This is a genomic window from Streptomyces violascens, from assembly GCF_014649955.1.
Classification (GTDB): Bacteria; Actinomycetota; Actinomycetes; order Streptomycetales; family Streptomycetaceae; genus Streptomyces; species Streptomyces violascens.
In genome coordinates this window covers 175362-193373 of the sequence record NZ_BMUA01000009.1, presented here as the reverse complement: position 1 = coordinate 193373, position 18012 = coordinate 175362, and the positions used below count along the sequence as shown (strand labels likewise).

At 71.8% G+C, this 18012-nt stretch carries 16 protein-coding genes; 6 read left to right on the top strand and 10 right to left on the bottom strand.

What is annotated here, in order from left to right; translation table 11 throughout:
- The first annotated feature begins 62 nt into the window (after positions 1-62).
- Positions 63-1454 carry an exonuclease/endonuclease/phosphatase family protein gene (locus IE206_RS20290; protein WP_189963927.1) on the top strand — a complete coding sequence of 464 codons (1392 nt, stop codon included), beginning with the start codon at positions 63-65 and terminating at the stop codon, positions 1452-1454.
- Positions 1455-1664: 210 nt separating this feature from the next.
- Positions 1665-3605: a phosphocholine-specific phospholipase C gene (locus tag IE206_RS20285; protein ID WP_189963925.1), complete on the top strand. Its 1941-nt coding sequence runs from the start codon at positions 1665-1667 to the stop codon at positions 3603-3605.
- A 405-nt stretch (positions 3606-4010) separates the two neighbouring features.
- Here IE206_RS20285 and IE206_RS20280 read toward each other — a convergent pair whose 3' ends face one another.
- The 5 genes from IE206_RS20280 to IE206_RS20260 form a co-directional block, all read right to left on the bottom strand.
- Entirely contained in the window at positions 4011-6134 is a 2124-nt protein-coding gene (locus IE206_RS20280; protein WP_189963923.1) for a putative bifunctional diguanylate cyclase/phosphodiesterase, read from the bottom strand.
- A gap of 275 nt (positions 6135-6409) precedes the next feature.
- The gene (ligA, locus tag IE206_RS20275) at positions 6410-8611 is read right to left on the bottom strand and encodes an NAD-dependent DNA ligase LigA (RefSeq protein WP_373300950.1); all 2202 of its coding nucleotides are present in this window, start codon (positions 8609-8611) and stop codon (positions 6410-6412) included.
- 25 nt (positions 8612-8636) lie between these two features.
- Positions 8637-9662, bottom strand: coding sequence for a methionine synthase (locus IE206_RS20270; protein WP_189963920.1), 1026 nt, complete (start codon positions 9660-9662; stop codon positions 8637-8639).
- Positions 9663-9702: 40 nt separating this feature from the next.
- A complete protein-coding gene (locus IE206_RS20265) occupies positions 9703-10392 on the bottom strand; it encodes an SDR family oxidoreductase (RefSeq protein WP_189963919.1) in 690 nt (229 codons plus the stop codon).
- 28 nt (positions 10393-10420) lie between these two features.
- Positions 10421-10960 carry an LOG family protein gene (locus tag IE206_RS20260; protein WP_189963917.1) on the bottom strand — a complete coding sequence of 180 codons (540 nt, stop codon included), beginning with the start codon at positions 10958-10960 and terminating at the stop codon, positions 10421-10423.
- A gap of 61 nt (positions 10961-11021) precedes the next feature.
- Here IE206_RS20260 and IE206_RS20255 point away from each other — a divergent pair, with 61 nt between their 5' ends.
- Positions 11022-11351, top strand: coding sequence for a DUF427 domain-containing protein (locus IE206_RS20255; RefSeq protein WP_189963915.1), 330 nt, complete (start codon positions 11022-11024; stop codon positions 11349-11351).
- Between the two features lie 12 nt (positions 11352-11363).
- On the opposite strand, the gene IE206_RS20250 is transcribed toward IE206_RS20255, so the two are convergent.
- A complete protein-coding gene (locus tag IE206_RS20250) occupies positions 11364-12350 on the bottom strand; it encodes a GlxA family transcriptional regulator (RefSeq protein ID WP_189963913.1) in 987 nt (328 codons plus the stop codon).
- A 104-nt stretch (positions 12351-12454) separates the two neighbouring features.
- Between IE206_RS20250 and IE206_RS20245 the strand changes: the two genes are divergently transcribed.
- Complete coding sequence (locus IE206_RS20245; protein WP_226599828.1) at positions 12455-13408, top strand: NADP-dependent oxidoreductase; 954 nt, start codon at positions 12455-12457, stop codon at positions 13406-13408.
- Positions 13409-13476: 68 nt separating this feature from the next.
- Here the strand turns inward: IE206_RS20245 and mnmA are convergent, their stop codons facing one another.
- Positions 13477-14622 (bottom strand): tRNA 2-thiouridine(34) synthase MnmA, encoded by a 1146-nt coding sequence (mnmA, locus tag IE206_RS20240; RefSeq protein ID WP_189963911.1) that lies wholly within the window; start codon positions 14620-14622, stop codon positions 13477-13479.
- 158 nt (positions 14623-14780) lie between these two features.
- Between mnmA and IE206_RS20235 the strand changes: the two genes are divergently transcribed.
- Positions 14781-15386 carry an N-acetylmuramoyl-L-alanine amidase gene (locus tag IE206_RS20235; RefSeq protein ID WP_189963909.1) on the top strand — a complete coding sequence of 202 codons (606 nt, stop codon included), beginning with the start codon at positions 14781-14783 and terminating at the stop codon, positions 15384-15386.
- A gap of 34 nt (positions 15387-15420) precedes the next feature.
- Here the strand turns inward: IE206_RS20235 and IE206_RS20230 are convergent, their stop codons facing one another.
- The 3 genes from IE206_RS20230 to IE206_RS20220 form a co-directional block, all read right to left on the bottom strand.
- On the bottom strand, positions 15421-16590 hold the full coding sequence (locus IE206_RS20230; protein ID WP_189963907.1) for a cysteine desulfurase family protein: 1170 nt from the start codon (positions 16588-16590) through the stop codon (positions 15421-15423).
- Between the two features lie 67 nt (positions 16591-16657).
- A complete protein-coding gene (locus IE206_RS20225; RefSeq protein WP_189963905.1) occupies positions 16658-16960 on the bottom strand; it encodes a DUF4190 domain-containing protein in 303 nt (100 codons plus the stop codon).
- Between the two features lie 2 nt (positions 16961-16962).
- Complete coding sequence (locus tag IE206_RS20220; protein WP_189963903.1) at positions 16963-17118, bottom strand: hypothetical protein; 156 nt, start codon at positions 17116-17118, stop codon at positions 16963-16965.
- Positions 17119-17247: 129 nt separating this feature from the next.
- Here IE206_RS20220 and IE206_RS20215 point away from each other — a divergent pair, with 129 nt between their 5' ends.
- Positions 17248-17865 carry a TetR family transcriptional regulator gene (locus IE206_RS20215; protein ID WP_189963901.1) on the top strand — a complete coding sequence of 206 codons (618 nt, stop codon included), beginning with the start codon at positions 17248-17250 and terminating at the stop codon, positions 17863-17865.
- The last annotated feature ends 147 nt before the right edge of the window (positions 17866-18012 follow it).

Below are 18012 nucleotides of genomic sequence, written 5' to 3'. Positions count from 1 at the left end.
TTGGCGAAGTTGTCCAGCCAACTCGCCTCACCACGTCGTCCATAGAGAGGACCAGACCCGCCGTGTCCCCCCTCAGTACGGTCCGGCTCGTCGCGCCGGCCAGCCCGCGCGAGGGCGACAAGCTCGCCTTCCACTGGACCACCGACGCCCCCGACCCCAAGAACTGGATCGGCGTCTACGACGGCGACCGCAAGCCCGGCACCGGCTCCTCGCTGGTCTGGTCGTACGTCGCGGCCGCCTCCGGAGACCTCACGCTCGACACCTCGGGCCTCGGCGAAGGCGTGTACACCGCCTACCTCCTGGCCAAGGACGGCTACGGGATCCTCGCGCAGACCCCGCCGATCACGATCACCGCGAAGCCGCCGGTGGTGCCGCCGCACGCCGTCGTCGACTCCTTCACGACCGGGGAGTACGCGGCCGGGTCGCCCGTGTCGATTCCGCTCGGCCCCCTGTGGGTGCGGCCTGCGGGCAACCCCTCCGGGACCCCGTCCTTCCGGCGGCTGTCCGGCGACTCCTGGCTGGGCGTCGGCGCCGACGGCACGGTGACCGGGACGGCGCCCGCGCGGCCGGGCGCGCACCCGGGCCGGATCGCGGTCGCGGCCAAGGACAGTGCGGGCACGAGCGACGTCGTCACCGTCCAGGTGCCGGTGTGCGCCGCCGGTGCGCGGCCGCGTCTGACGATCGCCTCGCTGAACCTCTGGGACGCCGGCACGCACATCGACGGCGTATCCGAGAAGCTGCTGCGCCTCGTCCTCGGGCAGGGCCTCGACGTCCTCGCGCTCCAGGAGACGGGCGGCACCTCGGCCAAGCCGCTGGCCGACGCGCTGGGATGGCATGCCTATGACACCCAGGCCGGGGCCGGCATCGTCAGCCGCTTCCCGCTCACGGACACGGCCGCGCCGCTGCCCGGCACGGCGGCCGCGACCCTCCAACTCGTCGGCGGGCGGCGGCTGCGCCTGTGGACGGCCCAGCTGGACGAGGCCGCGTACGGGCCCTATGCGCTACGGGACGGGCGCACCCCCGCCGAGGTCGAGGCGGCCGAGCTCGCGAGCGTGCGGTACCGGCAGGCGACCGCGCTGCTCGCCGCGATGAAGGGCGACCTGGCCGCACGGAACACGCCGGTCGTCCTTGCGGCCGGGCTCGCCTCGCCCTCGCACCTGGACCGGGCCACCAAGGTGCGCTGGCCGGTGACGGTGGCGCTCGGCGCGTCCGGCCTGCACGACGCCTTCCGCGAGGCGCACCCGAACCCGTCCCGGGAGCCCGGCACGACGTGGTCGCCGGTGCGGCCCGGGGAGCCGCAGGACCGCATCGACCAGATCCAGTACGCCGGGCCGCTGCACGTGGAGGCCGCGTACGCGCTGGTCACGGGCTGGCCGAAGCCGGTGCCGGACACCGCCGGAAACGGCTGGCCGTCGGACCACGCGGCGCCGGCGGTCACCTTCACGGTGCGCTGAGCCCGCCACACCTCCCTTTCACCTTCCGCCGGGCCACCTTGCTCCGAGCCCGCGGTAAGTGCCGTTCATCCTCCGCCGAGCCCTCGGCGCGTCCCGTTCCACCGTGCGCCGGGCCACCTTGCTCCGAGCCCGAGGCGCGTCCCTTCTCCGCCCGCCGAGTCCACGCCTGTCCCGCAGCCGATCGATCCTGACCCGAAGGGTTCCTCCGTCATGACTCCGCTCAGCCGTCGCGCCTTCGTGGGCGCGTCCGCCGCGACCGCCGCCGCTGCCGCCGTCGGCCTGCCCGAACCCGCCACCGCGGCCCCGCGCCCGAAGGGCAGCATCGAGGACGTCAAGCACGTCGTCGTCCTGATGCAGGAGAACCGCAGCTTCGACCACTACTTCGGTGCCCTCGGCGGCGTCCGGGGCTTCGACGACCGCCAGGCGCTGACGTTCCCGAACGGCGACTCCGTCTTCCGCCAGCCCGACGCGGGCCGCTCGGACGGCTTCATGCTGCCGTTCCGGATGGACACGACGAAGTACAACGCCCAGAACGCGGGCGGCCTCCCGCACGACTGGGGCACCGGCCACACCGCGATCAACGGCGGCGCGATGAACAAGTGGGTGGCCGCCAAGGGCGAGCGCACCATGGGCTACTTCACCCGCGAGGACATCCCCTACCAGTACGCCCTCGCCGACGCGTTCACCCTCTGCGACGGCTACTTCTGCTCGCAGGCGGGCCCCACCGACCCCAACCGTCTCTACCTGTGGACGGGCACCTGCGGCCCCGGCAAGGACGGCACGACCGGGCCCTGGACGGACAACACCCCGGTCACCGACAACCCGGTCGCGGACTGGACGACGTACGCCGAGCGCCTGGAGGCGGCCAAGGTCAGCTGGCGGGTCTACCACAACCCGTCCAAGGACGACCGGTACGGCGACTACGACGACAACGCGCTCTCGTACTTCAAGCAGTTCCACAACTTCCCGAAGGACGACCCGCGTTACGTCAACGCGATGACCAAGTTCGACCCGGCGGCCTTCGACAAGGACTGCAAGGACGGCACGCTGCCGACGGTGTCCTGGCTGGTGGCCCCGTATCTGTTCAGCGAGCACCCCTCGGCGGGGCCCGACTACGGCGCGCACTGGGTCGACCAGGCGCTCCAGTCGCTGTTCTCGAACCCGGAGGTGTGGAAGCACACGGTCTTCCTGGTGATGTACGACGAGAACGACGGCTACTTCGACCACGTACTGCCGCCGTCCCCCGAGCCGGGCACGCCGGACGAGTTCGCGGCGGGCCGTCCGATAGGCCTCGGCAACCGCGTACCCCTGTGGGCGATCTCCCCGTGGTCACGCGGCGGCTACGTCAACTCCCAAGTCTTCGACCACACTTCGGTACTCCGCTTCCTGGAGCTGGTGACGGGGGTGCGGGAGCCGAACATCTCGGACTGGCGCCGGGCCGTGTGCGGCGACCTGACGACCTGCTTCGACTTCACGAAGCCGGACTATTCGATCCCCAAGCTCCCGGACACGGTGGCCCTGATGGCGAAGGCGGACGCGGGCAACGCCCTGCCCGCCGTCAAACTGCCCCCGAACGGGGCCCAGTCGATGCCCACCCAGGAGCCGGGCACCCGCCCGCACCGCCCCCTGCCGTACCGCCCCTGGGCGGACGTCACGGTGAACCGCACGACGGGCCGGGTCACCTGCACCCTGGCCAACCACGGGAAGGCCGCCTTCCACTTCACGGTGCTGGCGAACGCGGTGAAGCCTTTCACCGGCACCCCGTTCACGGTCGCCCCGGGCGCGTCGAAGACATACATCTGGGAGACCTCGGAAACCGACGGGCGCTACGACTTCACGGTCCACGGCGCCGACGGCTTCGTCCGCCGCTTCTCGGGCACGCTCACCCGCCACGACGCCCCGGCCCCGCTCCCCTCGGCGACCGCCACCCTGCGCGGCAGGACCCTGGACCTCGGCCTCCGCAACGAGGGCCCGTCGGAGGTCTCGTTCACGGTGGCGGACGACCGCGCCTCGCGCGTGGTGTGGGTCCCGGCGAGGAGCCACGCCTCGGTCAACTGGCCGGTACGGGAGGGGAGTTACGACGTCACGGTGACAGCAGCGAGCGGAACGCGCTTCGCACAGCGGTACGCGGGCACGGTCCACGGGTCCTAGGCGCGTCCCCGTGAGCGCGGGGAGCAACCGCTCGCCCAGTTCCCCGCGCCCCCTAACCCCGCCTTCGACCGCGGACCGTGAGCGGACTCGCGCAGTTCCCCGCGCCCCTGACCCGCCTTCGACCGCGGACCGCACGTGCCGCTCGCGCAGTTCCCCGCGCCCCCTAAACCCGCTCTCGGCTGCGGGCCGTACATGGCTGGTCGCGCAGTTCCCCGCGCCCCTGGCGGGGTCGGCCTTGGCTGATGCTCATGCGGGCACCTTGGCCCCTCCCGGGAACACGGACGTCAGGCCACTGCCTGCCCTCTTGGGAATACGACGTGCGCCCACTATCCAGCCCGTCCGGCGTTTGAGGACGAGCGCCCTTGAGGCGCGAACGGGGTCTGGGGCAGAGCCCCAGGGGCCGGGTCACTGGACGGGCTGGCCAGAACCCTGCGCCTCCGCCTCCGCCCGCGCAGCCGCGGCAGCCGCCGCGATCTCGGCAGGCCGATGCCACCCGGAGTCCCCCCGGGCAAGCAGCCAGGCCGTCGCCTCGGCGGGCGGCATCGCCGCAGCCACCAGCCACCCCTGCACCGCATCGCACCCCAGATCCCGCAACCGCTCCCACGTCTCGTCGTCCTCGACACCCTCCGCGACCACCAACAGCCCCAGCGAGTGGGCGAGATCGACGGTGCAGCGGACGATCTCGGCATCCTCGTTGTCGATGGCGAGCCGGGCCACGAACGACCGGTCGATCTTCAACTCGCTGACTGGCAGCCGCCGCAGATGCACCAGCGACGAATAGCCCGTACCGAAGTCGTCGAGGGACATCTTGACGCCGTGCCCGGTCAGCCCGGCCAGGGTGTCGGCGGCCCGCTGCGGGTCCTCCAGGAGGACGTGTTCCGTTATTTCCAGCTGGAGCGCGCCGGCCGGGACGCCGTGCCGGGCAAGGCGGGCGGCGACGGCCCCCGCGAAGCCGGGCGTGTGAACGTCGCGCGGGGACACATTGACGGCGACGGGGACCTTGAGACCCTGGGCCCGCCACCGCGCCACCTGGGCGAGCGCGGTCTCCAGGACGTACTCGGTGAGGTGCGGCATCAGCCCGCTGGACTCGGCGATCGCGATGAACTCGTCCGGAGAGACCCGCCCGCGCTCGGGGTGCACCCAGCGCACCAGCGCCTCAAGTCCCGCCACCTGGCCGTCGAACTGGACCTTCGGCTGATAGTGCAGCTCCACGTCCCCGGCATCCAGCGCGCGCCGCAGATCGCCCAACAGGCCGAGACGGTCAGGAGTGTTGGAGTCCCGCTTGGACTCGTAGACCTCGACGCCCGTACGGTCCCGCTTGGCCTGGTACATCGCGACGTCGGCCCGGCGGAGCAGCCCCTCGGCGTCCAGCGCGTGGTCGGGGAAGAGCGCGACGCCGGCGCTGGCCTCCAGGACGAGGGTCAGCCCGTCCAGGTCGAGCGGCGAGGACAGCTCGGCGACCAGGCCGCGGGCCGTCCGCATGGCGCTGGTCGCGGAGTCGCAGACGGGCAGTAGCACGGCGAACTCGTCGCCGCCCAGCCTGGCCGCTTCCGCGCCCCGCGGCAGAGCCGTCCTGAGCCGTTCGGCTATCTGGAGGAGGAGGCGGTCTCCGGCGAGGTGCCCGAGGGTGTCGTTCACCGACCGGAAGCGGTCGAGGTCGATCAGTACGAGGGCTGAGCGGGTGCCGCTGCTCTCCGCCTCCTCCAGGGCCGACCAGGTGCGCTCCAGGAGCCACTGGCGGTTGGGGAGGCCGGTGAGCGGGTCGCGCAGCTGCTCCTCGGCACGGGCCCGGGCGATCCAGAGCGTCGAGTCGAGGGCGACGAGCGGCACCGCGAACAGCGGGAGCAGCACGGGCACCGACATGGCGACGACGCAGATCAGCGGGGCGATCCCGAGCAGCGCGACGGCCACCAGACCCTGCCTGAGCAGGGCCGTGCGGGCGACGGTGGGCAGCCCGCCGCCGCGGGGCGCGAGCGCGTACCAGAGCAGCATCCTGGTGAGCAGCAGATACGCCCCGGCCGCGAGCACGATTTCGGGGGCCGTGGCGATGCTCCACTGGGTGGGCCACCACGGGTGGACCACGCCCGGGGCCACGTCGAACGCGGCCAGGACCAGGCCCGCGGCTCCTATGCCGAGGATGTCCACCGCGCCGTGCAGCACGCCCTGGCGCCAGCGGTTGCGCCGCGCGGCGCCGACCAGGACCACCACGGCCAGGCTGACCAGCGCGGCCGGCAGCCAGCCGTACAGGAGCAGCACGGCGATGGTGAGAGCGGCTCCCGAACCGGTGCCGCCCCACCAGCGCTCACGGCCGAGCGCGACGAGATGGCCGACGATGATGCCGGTGAGGACGGCGAGCGACCAGCCCGTCGTCCCGCCGGGGAACAGGGCGTCGCCGTGCTGGACGGCCCGGTAGAAGCCGGTGGCGAGGACCACGCCCGCGAGGCCTGTGACGACGGCCGTCAGTCTGGACGAAAATCCCGTGAACCCGCGCAGCCTCACGGCCGGGGCGGTGCTCTCGGTCGGTTTCATTCCCGTCCCTCTCACAGCCGGCAGTGCCCGTGCACGCGATGGCCCCGATGTCATGCCACCACGACTGGTGTTGAACCCCAACCGCTCCACCAGCAGGGGCCATCAGCCGTGCACGACAGGCGCACATCTCAACAGTAGGCCGCAGAAGGCTCTGTCGGGCAGCGGTCTACAGCTCTTGCCCGAATGCGACCCAGCCACCCGCATCGGTCTGCTATGCGCCGAACGGGTGACTCCGCGCAGCCTCCAGGCCCCCTGTTACTACCCTCCTTTGTGTCTCATTCCCCCTCTGGAGCGTTGGGCATCGCGGCTTCTCTTGCCGCGTCGGGCCCTTGTTCCAGCAGAATGGCGAAGCCGTCCTCGTCCAGAACCGGAACCTTCAGCTGCATCGCCTTGTCGTATTTGGAACCCGGGCTGTCGCCGACGACGACGAACGAGGTCTTCTTGGAAACGGAACCGGTGACCTTGGCTCCGCGGCTCTGCAGCGCCTCTTTCGCGCCATCTCTGGTGTGCCGCTCAAGAGTTCCGGTCACGACGACGGTGAGGCCCTCCAACGGGCGCGGCCCCTCGTCCTCGCCGGTGCTCTCGTCCTCCATGCGGACCCCGGCGGCCTTCCACTTGCGCAGGATCTCCTGGTGCCACTCCTCGGCGAACCACTGCTTGAGGGAGGCCGCGATGATGCCGCCGACGCCCTCTACCGCGGCGAGTTCCTCCTCGGTGGCCTGCTCGATGCGGTCGATGGAGCGGAATTCGCGGGCCAGCGCCTCGGCGGCGACCGGGCCGACGTGGCGGATGGAGAGCCCGGTGAGAATGCGGGCGAGCGGGCGCTCCTTGGCGGCCGCGATGTTCTCCAGCATCGAGACGGCGTTCTTGCGCGGCTCGCCGTTCATGTTGGCGAAGACGAGCGCGATCTTCTCCTCGCCGGTCTTGGGGTCGCGCTTGGGCAGTCCGCTGTCCTGATCGAGGACGTACGCCTTGATGGGCAGGAGCTGATCCATGGTGAGGTCGAAGAGATCGCCCTCGTCGAGGAGCGGCGGGGTGGCCGGCTCCAGGGGCTTGGTGAGGGCGGCGGCCGCGACGTATCCGAAGTTCTCGATGTCGAGGCTCTTGCGGCCGCCCAGGTAGAACAGCCGCTCCCTCAACTGGGCGGGGCAGGACTGGGCGTTGGGGCAGCGAAGGTCGATGTCGCCCTCCTTCATCGGACGCAGGCCAGTCCCGCATTCCGGGCACTGGGCGGGCATCTCGAAGGGGTACTCGCTGCCATCCCTCAGGTCGGCGACGGGGCCGAGGATCTCCGGGATGACGTCCCCGGCCTTGCGCAGCACCACGGTGTCGCCGATGAGGACGCCCTTGGCCTTGACGACGTCCTGGTTGTGGAGGGTGGCGAACTCGACCTCGGAGCCGGCCACGGTGACCGGTTCGACCTGGGCGTAGGGCGTGACGCGACCTGTGCGGCCCACTCCCACGCGGATGTTGACGAGCTTGGTGTTGACCTCTTCGGGCGCGTACTTCCAGGCGATGGCCCAGCGCGGGGCGCGCGCGGTGGAGCCGAGGCGGCCCTGGAGGGGGATCTCGTCGAGCTTGACGACGACCCCGTCGATCTCGTGCTCCACCACCGAGTGCCGGTTCTCGCCCATGTAGGCGATGAACTGGCGTACTTCTTCGAGGGACTTGACGACCTTGTTGTGCTGGGCGGTCGGCAGACCCCATTCGCGCAGCAGGTCGTACGCCTGCGACAGCCTGTCGATGTCGAAGCCCGCGCGGGCGCCGATGCCGTGCACCACCATGTGCAGCGGTCTGGTGGCGGTGACCTTGGGGTCCTTCTGGCGCAGCGAACCGGCGGCCGCGTTGCGCGGGTTGGCGAACGGCTTGTCGCCCGCTTCCACCAGGCGCGCGTTCAGGCCCTCGAAGGCCTCCATCGGGAAGTAGACCTCGCCCCGGATCTCGACGAGCTCGGGGATGCGGTCGCCCTTGAGGCGGTCCGGGATGTCGGTGATGGTGCGCACGTTGGGCGTGATGTCCTCGCCGGTGCGGCCGTCGCCGCGGGTGGCGGCGCGGGTCAGCCGGCCGTGCTCGTACGTCAGGTTCACGGCGAGGCCGTCGACCTTCAGCTCGCACAGGTAGTGGTAGTCGGCGGTGCCCACGTCCTTGGCGATGCGCTCGGCCCAGGCCGCCAGTTCCTCGTCGTCGAAGGCGTTGTCCAGGGACAGCATCCGCTCGCGGTGCTCGACCGAGGCGAAGTCCGTCTCGTAGGCACCCGCCACCTTCTGGGTCGGCGAGTCGGGTGTGCGCAGCTCGGGGTGCTCGTCCTCCAGGGCTTCGAGCGAGCGGAGCAGCTTGTCGAAGTCCCCGTCGCTGATGACCGGTTGGTCCTTCACGTAGTACCGGAAGCGGTGCGCCTCGATCTGCTCGGCGAGGAGCGCGTGCTTCTCCCGTGCCTCCGCGGGCACCGCTGCGTTCTGTTCGCCAGCCACCGTCATGTCCTCCCGTTTCCCGTCTTCCCCGTCACTCAGGGTTGTTCGCGAGCGATCTCGCCGCCCGGACGCAGTGGGCGAGCGCGGCCCGGGCATAGGCCGGGGACGCACCCGCCATGCCGCATGCCGGGGTGATCACCACGGACTCGCTCAGAGTCCCCGGATTCAGCCCCAGCCTGCGCCACAGCGTCCTGACACCCATGACGCTACCGGCAGGGTCTGACAATGAGCCGTCGATGCCCGGCACCACTCCGGCGAAGAGCTTGATGCCGCTCTCGGCGGCCTCGCCGATCTGTTCGTCATCACGCTCGGTGAGCAGCGAGAAATCGAACGACACTCCGGCTGCGCCGGCCCGGCGCAGCAGGGCGAACGGGACGTCGGGCGCGCAGGAGTGGACGACGACGGGGCCGTCGTGCACGGCGACGACGTCCCGCAGCGCGGCCTCCACGACCTGCCGGTCGACGGCCCGGTGGGTGCGGTATCCGCTGGCGGTACGGATCTGCCCGCGCAGCACGGAGGTGAGGGAGGGCTCGTCCAGCTGGAGCACGAGCTGGGCGCCGGGGACCCGGCGGCGTACGTCGGCGAGGTGGTCGCGCAGGCCCTCGGCGAGCGATCCGGCCAGGTCGCGGCAGGCGCCGGGGTCGCCGAGCGAGAGCTCGCCGCCCCGCAGCTCCAGGGCGGCGGCCAGCGTCCACGGCCCGACGGCCTGCACCTTCAGCGGCCCGGTGTACTCCTGGGTGAACTCCTCCAGGGCGTCGAGGTCCTCGCCGAGCCAGGACCTGGCCCGCCGGGTGTCCCGGCCGGGCCGGTCGCTGACGCGCCAGCCGCTGGGCTCCACATGTCCGTACATCTCGACGAGGAGCCCGATGGTCCGCCCGATCATGTCGGCGCCGGGCCCGCGCGCGGGCAGCTCCGCGAGGTGGGGGAAGTCGCCGCTCGCCCCGTCTGCCCCGATCAGCGATCCGGTGACGGTCTTGGCGGTCTCCCGCGCGTCGCCGCCCGGCATCGAACCGACGCCGGTGGCGGGCCCCCAGGGGAAATTGTTCTGTTCGCTCACCCCGGAAGCGTACGCAACCGGGGGCGGCGCCCGGTCCCGGCTACTTGCCGGGGCGCACGGTGAGGTCGTTGACCTCGGCGTCGGCCGGCAGGTCGATGGCCATCACGATGGTGGTGGCCACCGACTCGGGGTCGATGAAGCGCGACGGGTCGTACTCCTTGCCCTCCTGCGAGTGCACCTTGGCCTGCATGGGGCTCGCGGTGCGGCCCGGGTAGACCGAGGTCACGCGGACGCCGTTGGCGTGCTCCTCGTGGCGCAGGGAGTCGGCGAGCGCCTTGAGGCCGTGTTTGGAGGCGGCGTACGCGCCCCATTCGGCATGCGCGTTGAGGCCGGCGCCGGAGTTCACGAACACCACGTGCCCGCGCGAGGCGCGGAGTTGGGGCAGCAGGTGGCGGGTGATCTCGGCGGGCGCGATCAGGTTGACGTTGAGCTGCTGGTGCCAGGTCTTGGGGCGCAGCTCGCCGACCGGGCCGAGGTCGACGATGCCCGCGATGTGCAGCAGCGAGTCGAGCTGCTCGGGCATCGGCTGCTTGTCGAAGGCCCAGGAGAGGCGGTCGGGGTCGGCGAGGTCGCCGACGAGGGTGCGGGCGCCCGGGTGGCGGGCGGCGAGCTCCTTGGCGCGTCCGGCGTCGCGCGCGAGCAGGATGAGCTCGTCGCCGCGCTCGTGCAGGCGGCGCGCGACGGCCGCGCCGATGCCGGAACCGGCCCCGGTGATCAGATGAGTAGCCATACCCGCCATGCTCCCACTGGTCCTCGCTCTACTGGATGCCGAGGGACTCTTCCAGGTAGGCGAGCGCGGCGACGCCGTCCTCGGCGAAGAAGACCAGCTCGGTGAGGGGTACGGGCAGGAAGCCCTCGTCCTCCATGCGGCGGAACTGCTCCTTGAGGCCGTCGTAGAAGCCCGCGGTGTTCAGCAGGACGACGGGCTTGGTGGTCTTCCCGTGCTTCTTCAGCTCCAGGATCTCGGTGGCCTCGTCCAGGGTGCCGGTGCCGCCCACCATGATCACGACGGCGTCCGACTTGGCGAGCAGCAGGGCCTTGCGCTCGGCGAGGTCCTTGGCGATGACCATCTCGTCGGCGTTCTTACGGGCCTTTTCCGCGAGGAAGTCGACGGAGACGCCGACGAGTTTCCCGCCCGCGCCCTGCACCCCGTCGGCGACGACCTTCATGAGCCCGCTCTCGGAGCCGCCCCATACCAGGGTGTGCCCGCCCTTGCCCAGCAGCTCGGCGAACTCTTTCGCGGGTCGGGTGTAGCGCTCGTCGAGGTCGGCCGCGGAGAGGAAGACGCAAATGTTCATACGGCAACGATACGAAAGAGCGGCGGGGAAGAAGAGGCGCCCGGCGAACGCTGCACTTCTTATGACGACTGGACATCGCATCACCATCGAGCGGGGCACCGAGCACGTGCGGGTCGTTCGCGACGGGCAGGTGCTCGCCGAGAGCAGCCGTCCGCTGCTGCTGCGCGAGACCGGCCTCCCCGTCCGCTACTACCTCCCGCCCGAGGACGTCCGCACCGACCTGCTGACGCCGTCGGACACCCACACGTACTGCCCGTTCAAGGGCACGGCCTCCTATTGGTCGCTGCCTGGAGCGGCCGACCTCGTCTGGTACTACCCCGATCCGAAGCCGGACGTGGCCGAGATCAAGGACCACCTGTGCTTCTACGAAGTGGAGACCGTGTCCGAGTAGCCCGGCCCCGGCTCAGCTCCGCGCGGCGACCTGGAAGGTGCGCCGGTAGGCGACCGGGGAGACGCCCAGGACGGAACGCATGTGCTGGCGCAGCGAGTTGGCCGTGCCGAAGCCGGCCCGGTGGGCGACCAGGTCCACCGGGAGGTCGCTGGACTCCAGGAGCTGGCGGGCCAGTTCGAGGCGCTGGGCGGTCAGCCAGTTGCCGGGTGTCATGCCCGCCTCCTCACGGAAGCGGCGCGTGAACGTGCGCAGGCTCATCCGCGCGTGGGCGGCCATCTCGCCCAGCGAGAGCGGTTCCTGGAGCCGGCCGAGGGCCCACTCACGGGTCGCCGTGGTGCTGGCGAGGGTCGGCTCCGGGACCTGGCGCTCGATGTACTGGGCCTGACCGCCGTCGCGATACGGCGGGACGACGCAGTGCCGGGCGGCCCGGTTGGCGACCGCGCTGCCGTGGTCGCGGCGTACCAGGTGCAGGCACAGGTCGATACCCGCGGCGGCGCCGGCCGAGGTCAGCACGTCGCCGTCGTCGACGAACAGGACGCCCGGGTCCACCTCGACGCGCGGGAAGGTGCGCGCGAAGGCGGCGGCGTCGCACCAGTGCGTGGTGGCGGGCCGCCCGTCGAGCAGCCCGGCGGCGGCCAGGACGTAGGACGCCGTGCAGATGGACACCATGCGGGTGCCGGGCCGGATCCGCTCGAAGGCGCGGACCAGCGGCTCGGGCAGCGGGCCGCCCTGGGCCATCGCGCCGAGGTCGTGGGTGGGCGGGATCACCACGGTGTCGGCCGTGGCGAGCGCCTCGGGGCCGTGGTCGACCGCGACCGAGAACCCGGCCTCGGTGCGCACCGGACGCCCGTCGGCGGTGCAGACGGTCACCTCGTACAGCCGCTCCCCGTCCGGCCCCTGGGCGCTGTCGAAGATCCGGGACGGGATGCCCAGCTCGAAGGAGACCACCCCGTCGAGTGCGAGCACCGCCACCTGGTGGACTTTCCGCCGTACAGCCATGGCCAGATTCTGTCACATCATGGCCAAACGGCCAGCACCACAATGCCCGCCCCGGGTGCAGGCTGGTGCTCCCACCAGCGGAAACACCCCGAAAAGGATCAGACATGCCCCAGACCATGCGCGCCATCAGCCCCCTCAGCTGGGGCGGCCCCGAAGTGCTCGCCGAGATCGAGACCGAGCGGCCCGAACCGGGCCCGGCCGAGATCCTGGTGCGGGTGCACGCGGCCGGCGTCAACCCCGCCGACTGGAAGGTCCGCGCGAGCGGCGGTCTCGCGGTGATGGGCACGCCGCCGATCCTCGGCTGGGACGTCTCCGGCACGGTCGAGGCGGTGGGCTTCGGCGTCACCCTGTACCGGCCCGGCGACGAGGTGTTCGGCATGCCGCGCTTCCCGCACCAGGCGGGCGGGTACGCGGAGTACGTCACCGCCCCGGCCCGGCACTTCACGCGCAAGCCCGCCGGCATCGACCACATCCAGGCCGCGGCGCTGCCGCTGGCCTCCCTCACGGCGTACCAGTCGCTGATCGAGACGGCCCGGCTGACCGCCGGACAGCGGGTGTTGATCCACGCCGCGGCGGGCGGCGTCGGCCATCTCGCGGTGCAGATCGCCAAGGCGCACGGCGCGTACGTCATCGGCACGGCGAGCGCCGCCAAGCACGACTTCGTCCGCGGCCTGGGCGCGGACGAAGTGATCGACTACACCGCGGTCGACTTCACCGAGGCGGTGCGGGACGTGGACGTCGTTCTCGACCCCATCGGCGACGCGTACGGCAGCCGCTCCCTGAAGGTGCTGCGCCGTGGCGGCGTGCTGGTCTCGATCGCGTCCGCGGACGAGGACGGGCTGCTCGCGGAGGCGGCCGACCTGGGCGTCCGGGCGGGCTTCACCCTCGTGGAGGCGGACTACGCGGGCATGCGGGCGATCGCGGCGCTGGTCGAGGAGGGCCGGCTGCGTGCCGAGATCGACTCGGTGTTCGACCTCGCGGACGCGGCGAAGGCGCACGAGTACGGCGAGCGGGGCCGCACCCAGGGCAAGCTCGTGCTGCGGGTCGTCCAGGGATGACCCTCTTTTAGGGGGTGGACTCCTTTGCGGCGGGCGCCCTCTTGGACGCCCGCCGCACGACCGGCGCCTCAGACGCGCGCCGCGGCCCGCTCGGTCGTCGCGATCGTTGCCGAGCCCACCACGCGCGTGCCGTCGTACAGGACGATCGCCTGGCCGGGAGCGACGCCGCGGACCGGCTCGGCGAACGTCACGTTCAGGACGCCGTCGACGAGCTCGGCGGTCACCTCGGTCTCACCGCCGTGGGCGCGCAGCTGCGCGGTGTACGTGCCGGGGCCCACGGGGGCGGTGCCGCACCAGCGGGGCTTGATCGCGCCGAGGGCGGTGACGTCGAGGGCCTCGACGGGGCCGACGGTGACCGTGTTGTTCACCGGGGAGATGTCGAGGACGTAGCGGGGCTTGCCGTCGGCGGCCGGGTGGCCGATGCGCAGGCCCTTGCGCTGGCCGATGGTGAAGCCGAAGGCGCCCTCGTGGCTGCCGATCTTCGCACCGGACTCGTCGACGATGTCGCCCTCCGCCTTGCCGAGGCGGTCGGCGAGGAAACCCTGGGTGTCGCCGTCGGCGATGAAGCAGATGTCGTGACTGTCGGGCTTCTTGGCGACGGCCAGGCCCCGGCGCTCGGCCTCGGCGCGGATCTCGTCCTTGGTGGTGAGGGTGTCGCCGAGCGGGAACATCGCGTGGGCGAGCTGGCGCTCGTCGAGCACGCCGAGGACGTACGACTGGTCCTTGGCCATGTCGGAGGCGCGGTGCAGCTCGCGGGTGCCGTCCTCGTTGAGGACGACGGTCGCGTAGTGGCCGGTGCACACGGCGTCGAAGCCGAGCGCGAGGGCCTTGTCGAGCAGCGCCGCGAACTTGATCTTCTCGTTGCAGCGCAGGCACGGGTTGGGGGTGCGGCCGGCCTCGTACTCGGCGATGAAGTCCTCGACGACGTCCTCGCGGAAGCGTTCCGCCAGGTCCCAGACGTAGAACGGGATACCGATGACGTCCGCTGCGCGACGGGCGTCCCGGGAGTCCTCGATGGTGCAGCAGCCGCGGGCCCCGGTGCGGAAGGACTGGGGGTTCGCGGAGAGCGCCAGGTGCACACCGGTGACGTCGTGGCCGGCTTCGGCGGCCCGGGCGGCCGCGACGGCGGAGTCCACACCGCCGGACATGGCGGCGAGTACGCGCAGGGGGCGCGGGGAGGTCATCGGCGAGGGCTGCGTCGAAGTCTGAGTCATAGCACTCGTAAGGGTACGTGGGATCGGGAACCCGGGGCGCGGGAGTATCCGTTGTGGATCTCAGAGGGGACGGATCCGGGATTCCCCGGGGCCCGAGAGGTGCGGTGGGGCCTCACGGGGAGCGGTGGGCGGTACGGGAGGGACGGGGGCGGGGGCTCATGGCGACCAGCCGCAGGGGGCTGCTGATCGGGGGCGCGGTGGTGGCGCTCGGAACGATCGGATATCTGAACGCGCCGCAGGCGCGGCCGCACAAACCGCGCAAGGCCGGGGCGATCGACTACGCGGGCGCCCAGTGGGTGGCGGCGGCGTCGGCGAACTGGCGGATGGCCGACCGGCCGGACGACTACGCGGTGGACCGGGTGGTGATCCATGTCGTGCAGGGCAGTTTCGACAGCGCCCTGAAGACGTTCGAAGACCCGGAGAACAGGGCCGCCGCCCATTACGTGGTGCGCAAGGACGGGCACATCGCGCAGACGGTGCGGGAGATGGACGTGGCTTTCCACTCGGGAAACCGGAAGTACAACGAGCGCAGCGTCGGCATAGAGCACGAGGGCTTCGTCGAGGAGGCGTCGTCCTTCACCGATGCCATGTACGCGTCGTCGGCACGCCTTACGGCCGCGATCTGCGCCCGCTATCGCATAGCCGTCGACCGGACGCACATCATCGGGCACGTGGAGGTGCCCGGCACCGATCACACCGACCCCGGTCCGTACTGGGACTGGCCGCGCTACCTCTCGCTGGTCGGGGCGGCCGGCCGGGCCTGATCAGCGGGGGCGGCCGCGTTCCGGGGGCGGCGGCTCAGACCAGCCCCGCCGTGCGGGCCCGCTCGACCGCGGGGCCGATCGCGTCGGCGACCGCTTCGACATCGGCCTCGGTGGAGGTGTGGCCCAGCGAGAAGCGCAGGGTGCCGCGGGCCAGGTCGGGGTCGGTGCCGGTGGCGAGCAGCACATGGCTGGGCTGGGCGACGCCGGCGGTGCAGGCGGAGCCGGTGGAGCATTCGATGCCCTGCGCGTCGAGCAGCAGGAGGAGAGAGTCGCCCTCGCAGCCGGGGAAGGTGAAGTGGGCGTTGGCGGGCAGGCGCCCCGCCGGGTTCGGGTCGCCGCCGAGGATCGCGTCGGGCACGGCCTTGCGGACGGCCTCGACGAGCCGGTCGCGCAGTCCCCCGATGTCCCGGGCGAACGCGCCGCGCCGTTCGGCGGCGAGCCGCCCGGCGACCGCGAAGGAGGCGATGGCGGGGACGTCGAGGGTGCCGGAGCGCACATGCCGCTCCTGGCCGCCGCCGTGCAGCACGGGGACGGGGGTGTACTCGCGGCCGAGCAGCAGGGCGCCGATGCCGTACGGGCCGCCGATCTTGTGTCCGGATACGGTCATGGCGGCCAGTCCGGACGCGGCGAAGTCCACGTCGAGCTGTCCGAAGGCCTGGACGGCGTCCGCGTGCATCGGGATGCCGAACTCCCGCGCAACCGCGGCCAGTTCACCGACCGGCAGGACGGTGCCGATCTCATTGTTGGCCCACATGACCGTCACCAGTGCGACGTCGTCGGGGTTGCGCTCGATGGCCTCGCGCAGGGCGTCGGGGTGCACCCGCCCGTACGGGTCGACGGGCAGGTACTCGACGGTGGCGCCCTCGTGTTCGGCGAGCCAGTGCACCGCGTCGAGCACGGCGTGGTGCTCAACGGGGCTGGCGAGCACGCGCACGCGGCGCGGGTCGGCGTCCCTGCGGGCCCAGTACAGGCCCTTGACGGCGAGGTTGTCGGCCTCGGTGCCGCCGGCCGTGAAGACGACCTCGCTGGGGCGGGCGCCGAGCGATTCGGCGAGTTCCTCGCGGGCCTCCTCGGCGGTGCGGCGGGCCCGCCGTCCGGCGGCGTGCAGCGAGGACGCGTTGCCGGTGGCCGTCAGCTGGGCGGTCATCGCCTGGACCGCCTCCGGCAGCATCGGAGTGGTCGCGGCGTGGTCGAGGTAAGCCATGGTGGGCCCGATTCTACGAGCCGCGCCGGGCGGGCCGTGCCGCAGTTCCGGCCAGGGCCCGCAGGGTTCAGCCGCCGAGCCCCCAGGAGACGGTGTGGTCGGCGAGGACCAGGCCGAGCAGGACCGCGAGGTCGGCCACGCCCAGGGCGAGCCCGAGCAGGGCCCGGCCGCGGCGCTTGGTCCCGTACAGGAGGGAGAGCGAGGCCAGGACGATGGCGATGGGGCCGAGGACGACGTTCATGACGAGCAGCCCGAGCAGGCCGAGGACGAAGGCCGCGATGGCCATCCCGTCGGTGTCACGGGACCGGGGTACCCCCTGCTCCTTGAGAGCCTGGGGGCGGGTGCGGCGTCGGATCGCTGCGAGTTCCATGGTCAGCCCTTCCGGTGCGAGAGGCGTTCGCGGGCGGCGAAGACGATGAGCCAGACGCCGATGACGCCGGCGACGGCGAGGGTGACCGGGAGCGGGAGGTGCGCCGCTGAGCCCAGCACGACCCCCAGCAGGAGGAGGGCTGCGACGAGGAAAAGCATGGGGTCCCTTTCTGTGTGCGGCGGGGCGACGGGACCGGACGGCCCCCAACGACCCTTGGGAGTACGACTGTTCACTGACTACTGAGTCTAGTCTTCCCAACTTCAGCAAACAGCTGTTTACTGAGTGGCATGAGCCACACTCTCGGAATCCGGCAGGCCCAGAAGCAGAAGACCCGGCAGGCCCTCATGGACTCGGCGCTCCAGCTCCTGGAGCACCAGAGCCTGAGCAGCCTCGGGCTCCGCGAGGTCACCCGGGCCGTGGGGGTCGCGCCGGCCGCGTTCTACCGCCATTTCACGGACACGGCCGACCTCGGGGTGGCCCTGGTCGAGCAGGCGCTGGGCAGCCTCCACGACACGATCCGGGCGGCGATCGTGACGACCGGGGCGAGTGAGGAACGCATCCACCGGGCGGTGGCCCTGATCGCCGCGCAGGTACGCACGCACCCGGCGCACGTCCGCTTCATCGCCCGCGAACGGCACGGCGGGGTGGCTCCGGTCCGCGAGGCCATCGGTGTCCAGCTGCGGCGCTTCGCGGACGAGGTCGCTGAGGCGCTCGGCGCGGATCCGCAGTCGACGGGGTGGACTTCGGCGGATCTGCGCATGCTGGCGGGGGTGTACGTCGACCACATGGTGATGACGGCGTCGGCCCTGCTCGAGGGCGACGAGTCCGACGAGGAGTCGATCCTCACGACCGCCCGCGCGCAGCTCCGCCTGGTGACACTGGGCCGCCGGCACTGGCTGGACTAGGGGTTCGGCCCCAGCCCCCTGGAGTCCCCCCACCCCACCCCACCCCTTCCCGAAACCCTCCGGGGGTGTGTCGATTGAGCCCCGGTAGGCGGCACTGGGCGCACCGCCCCCAGACCCCCGCTCCTCAAACGCCGGAGAGGCTGGGAC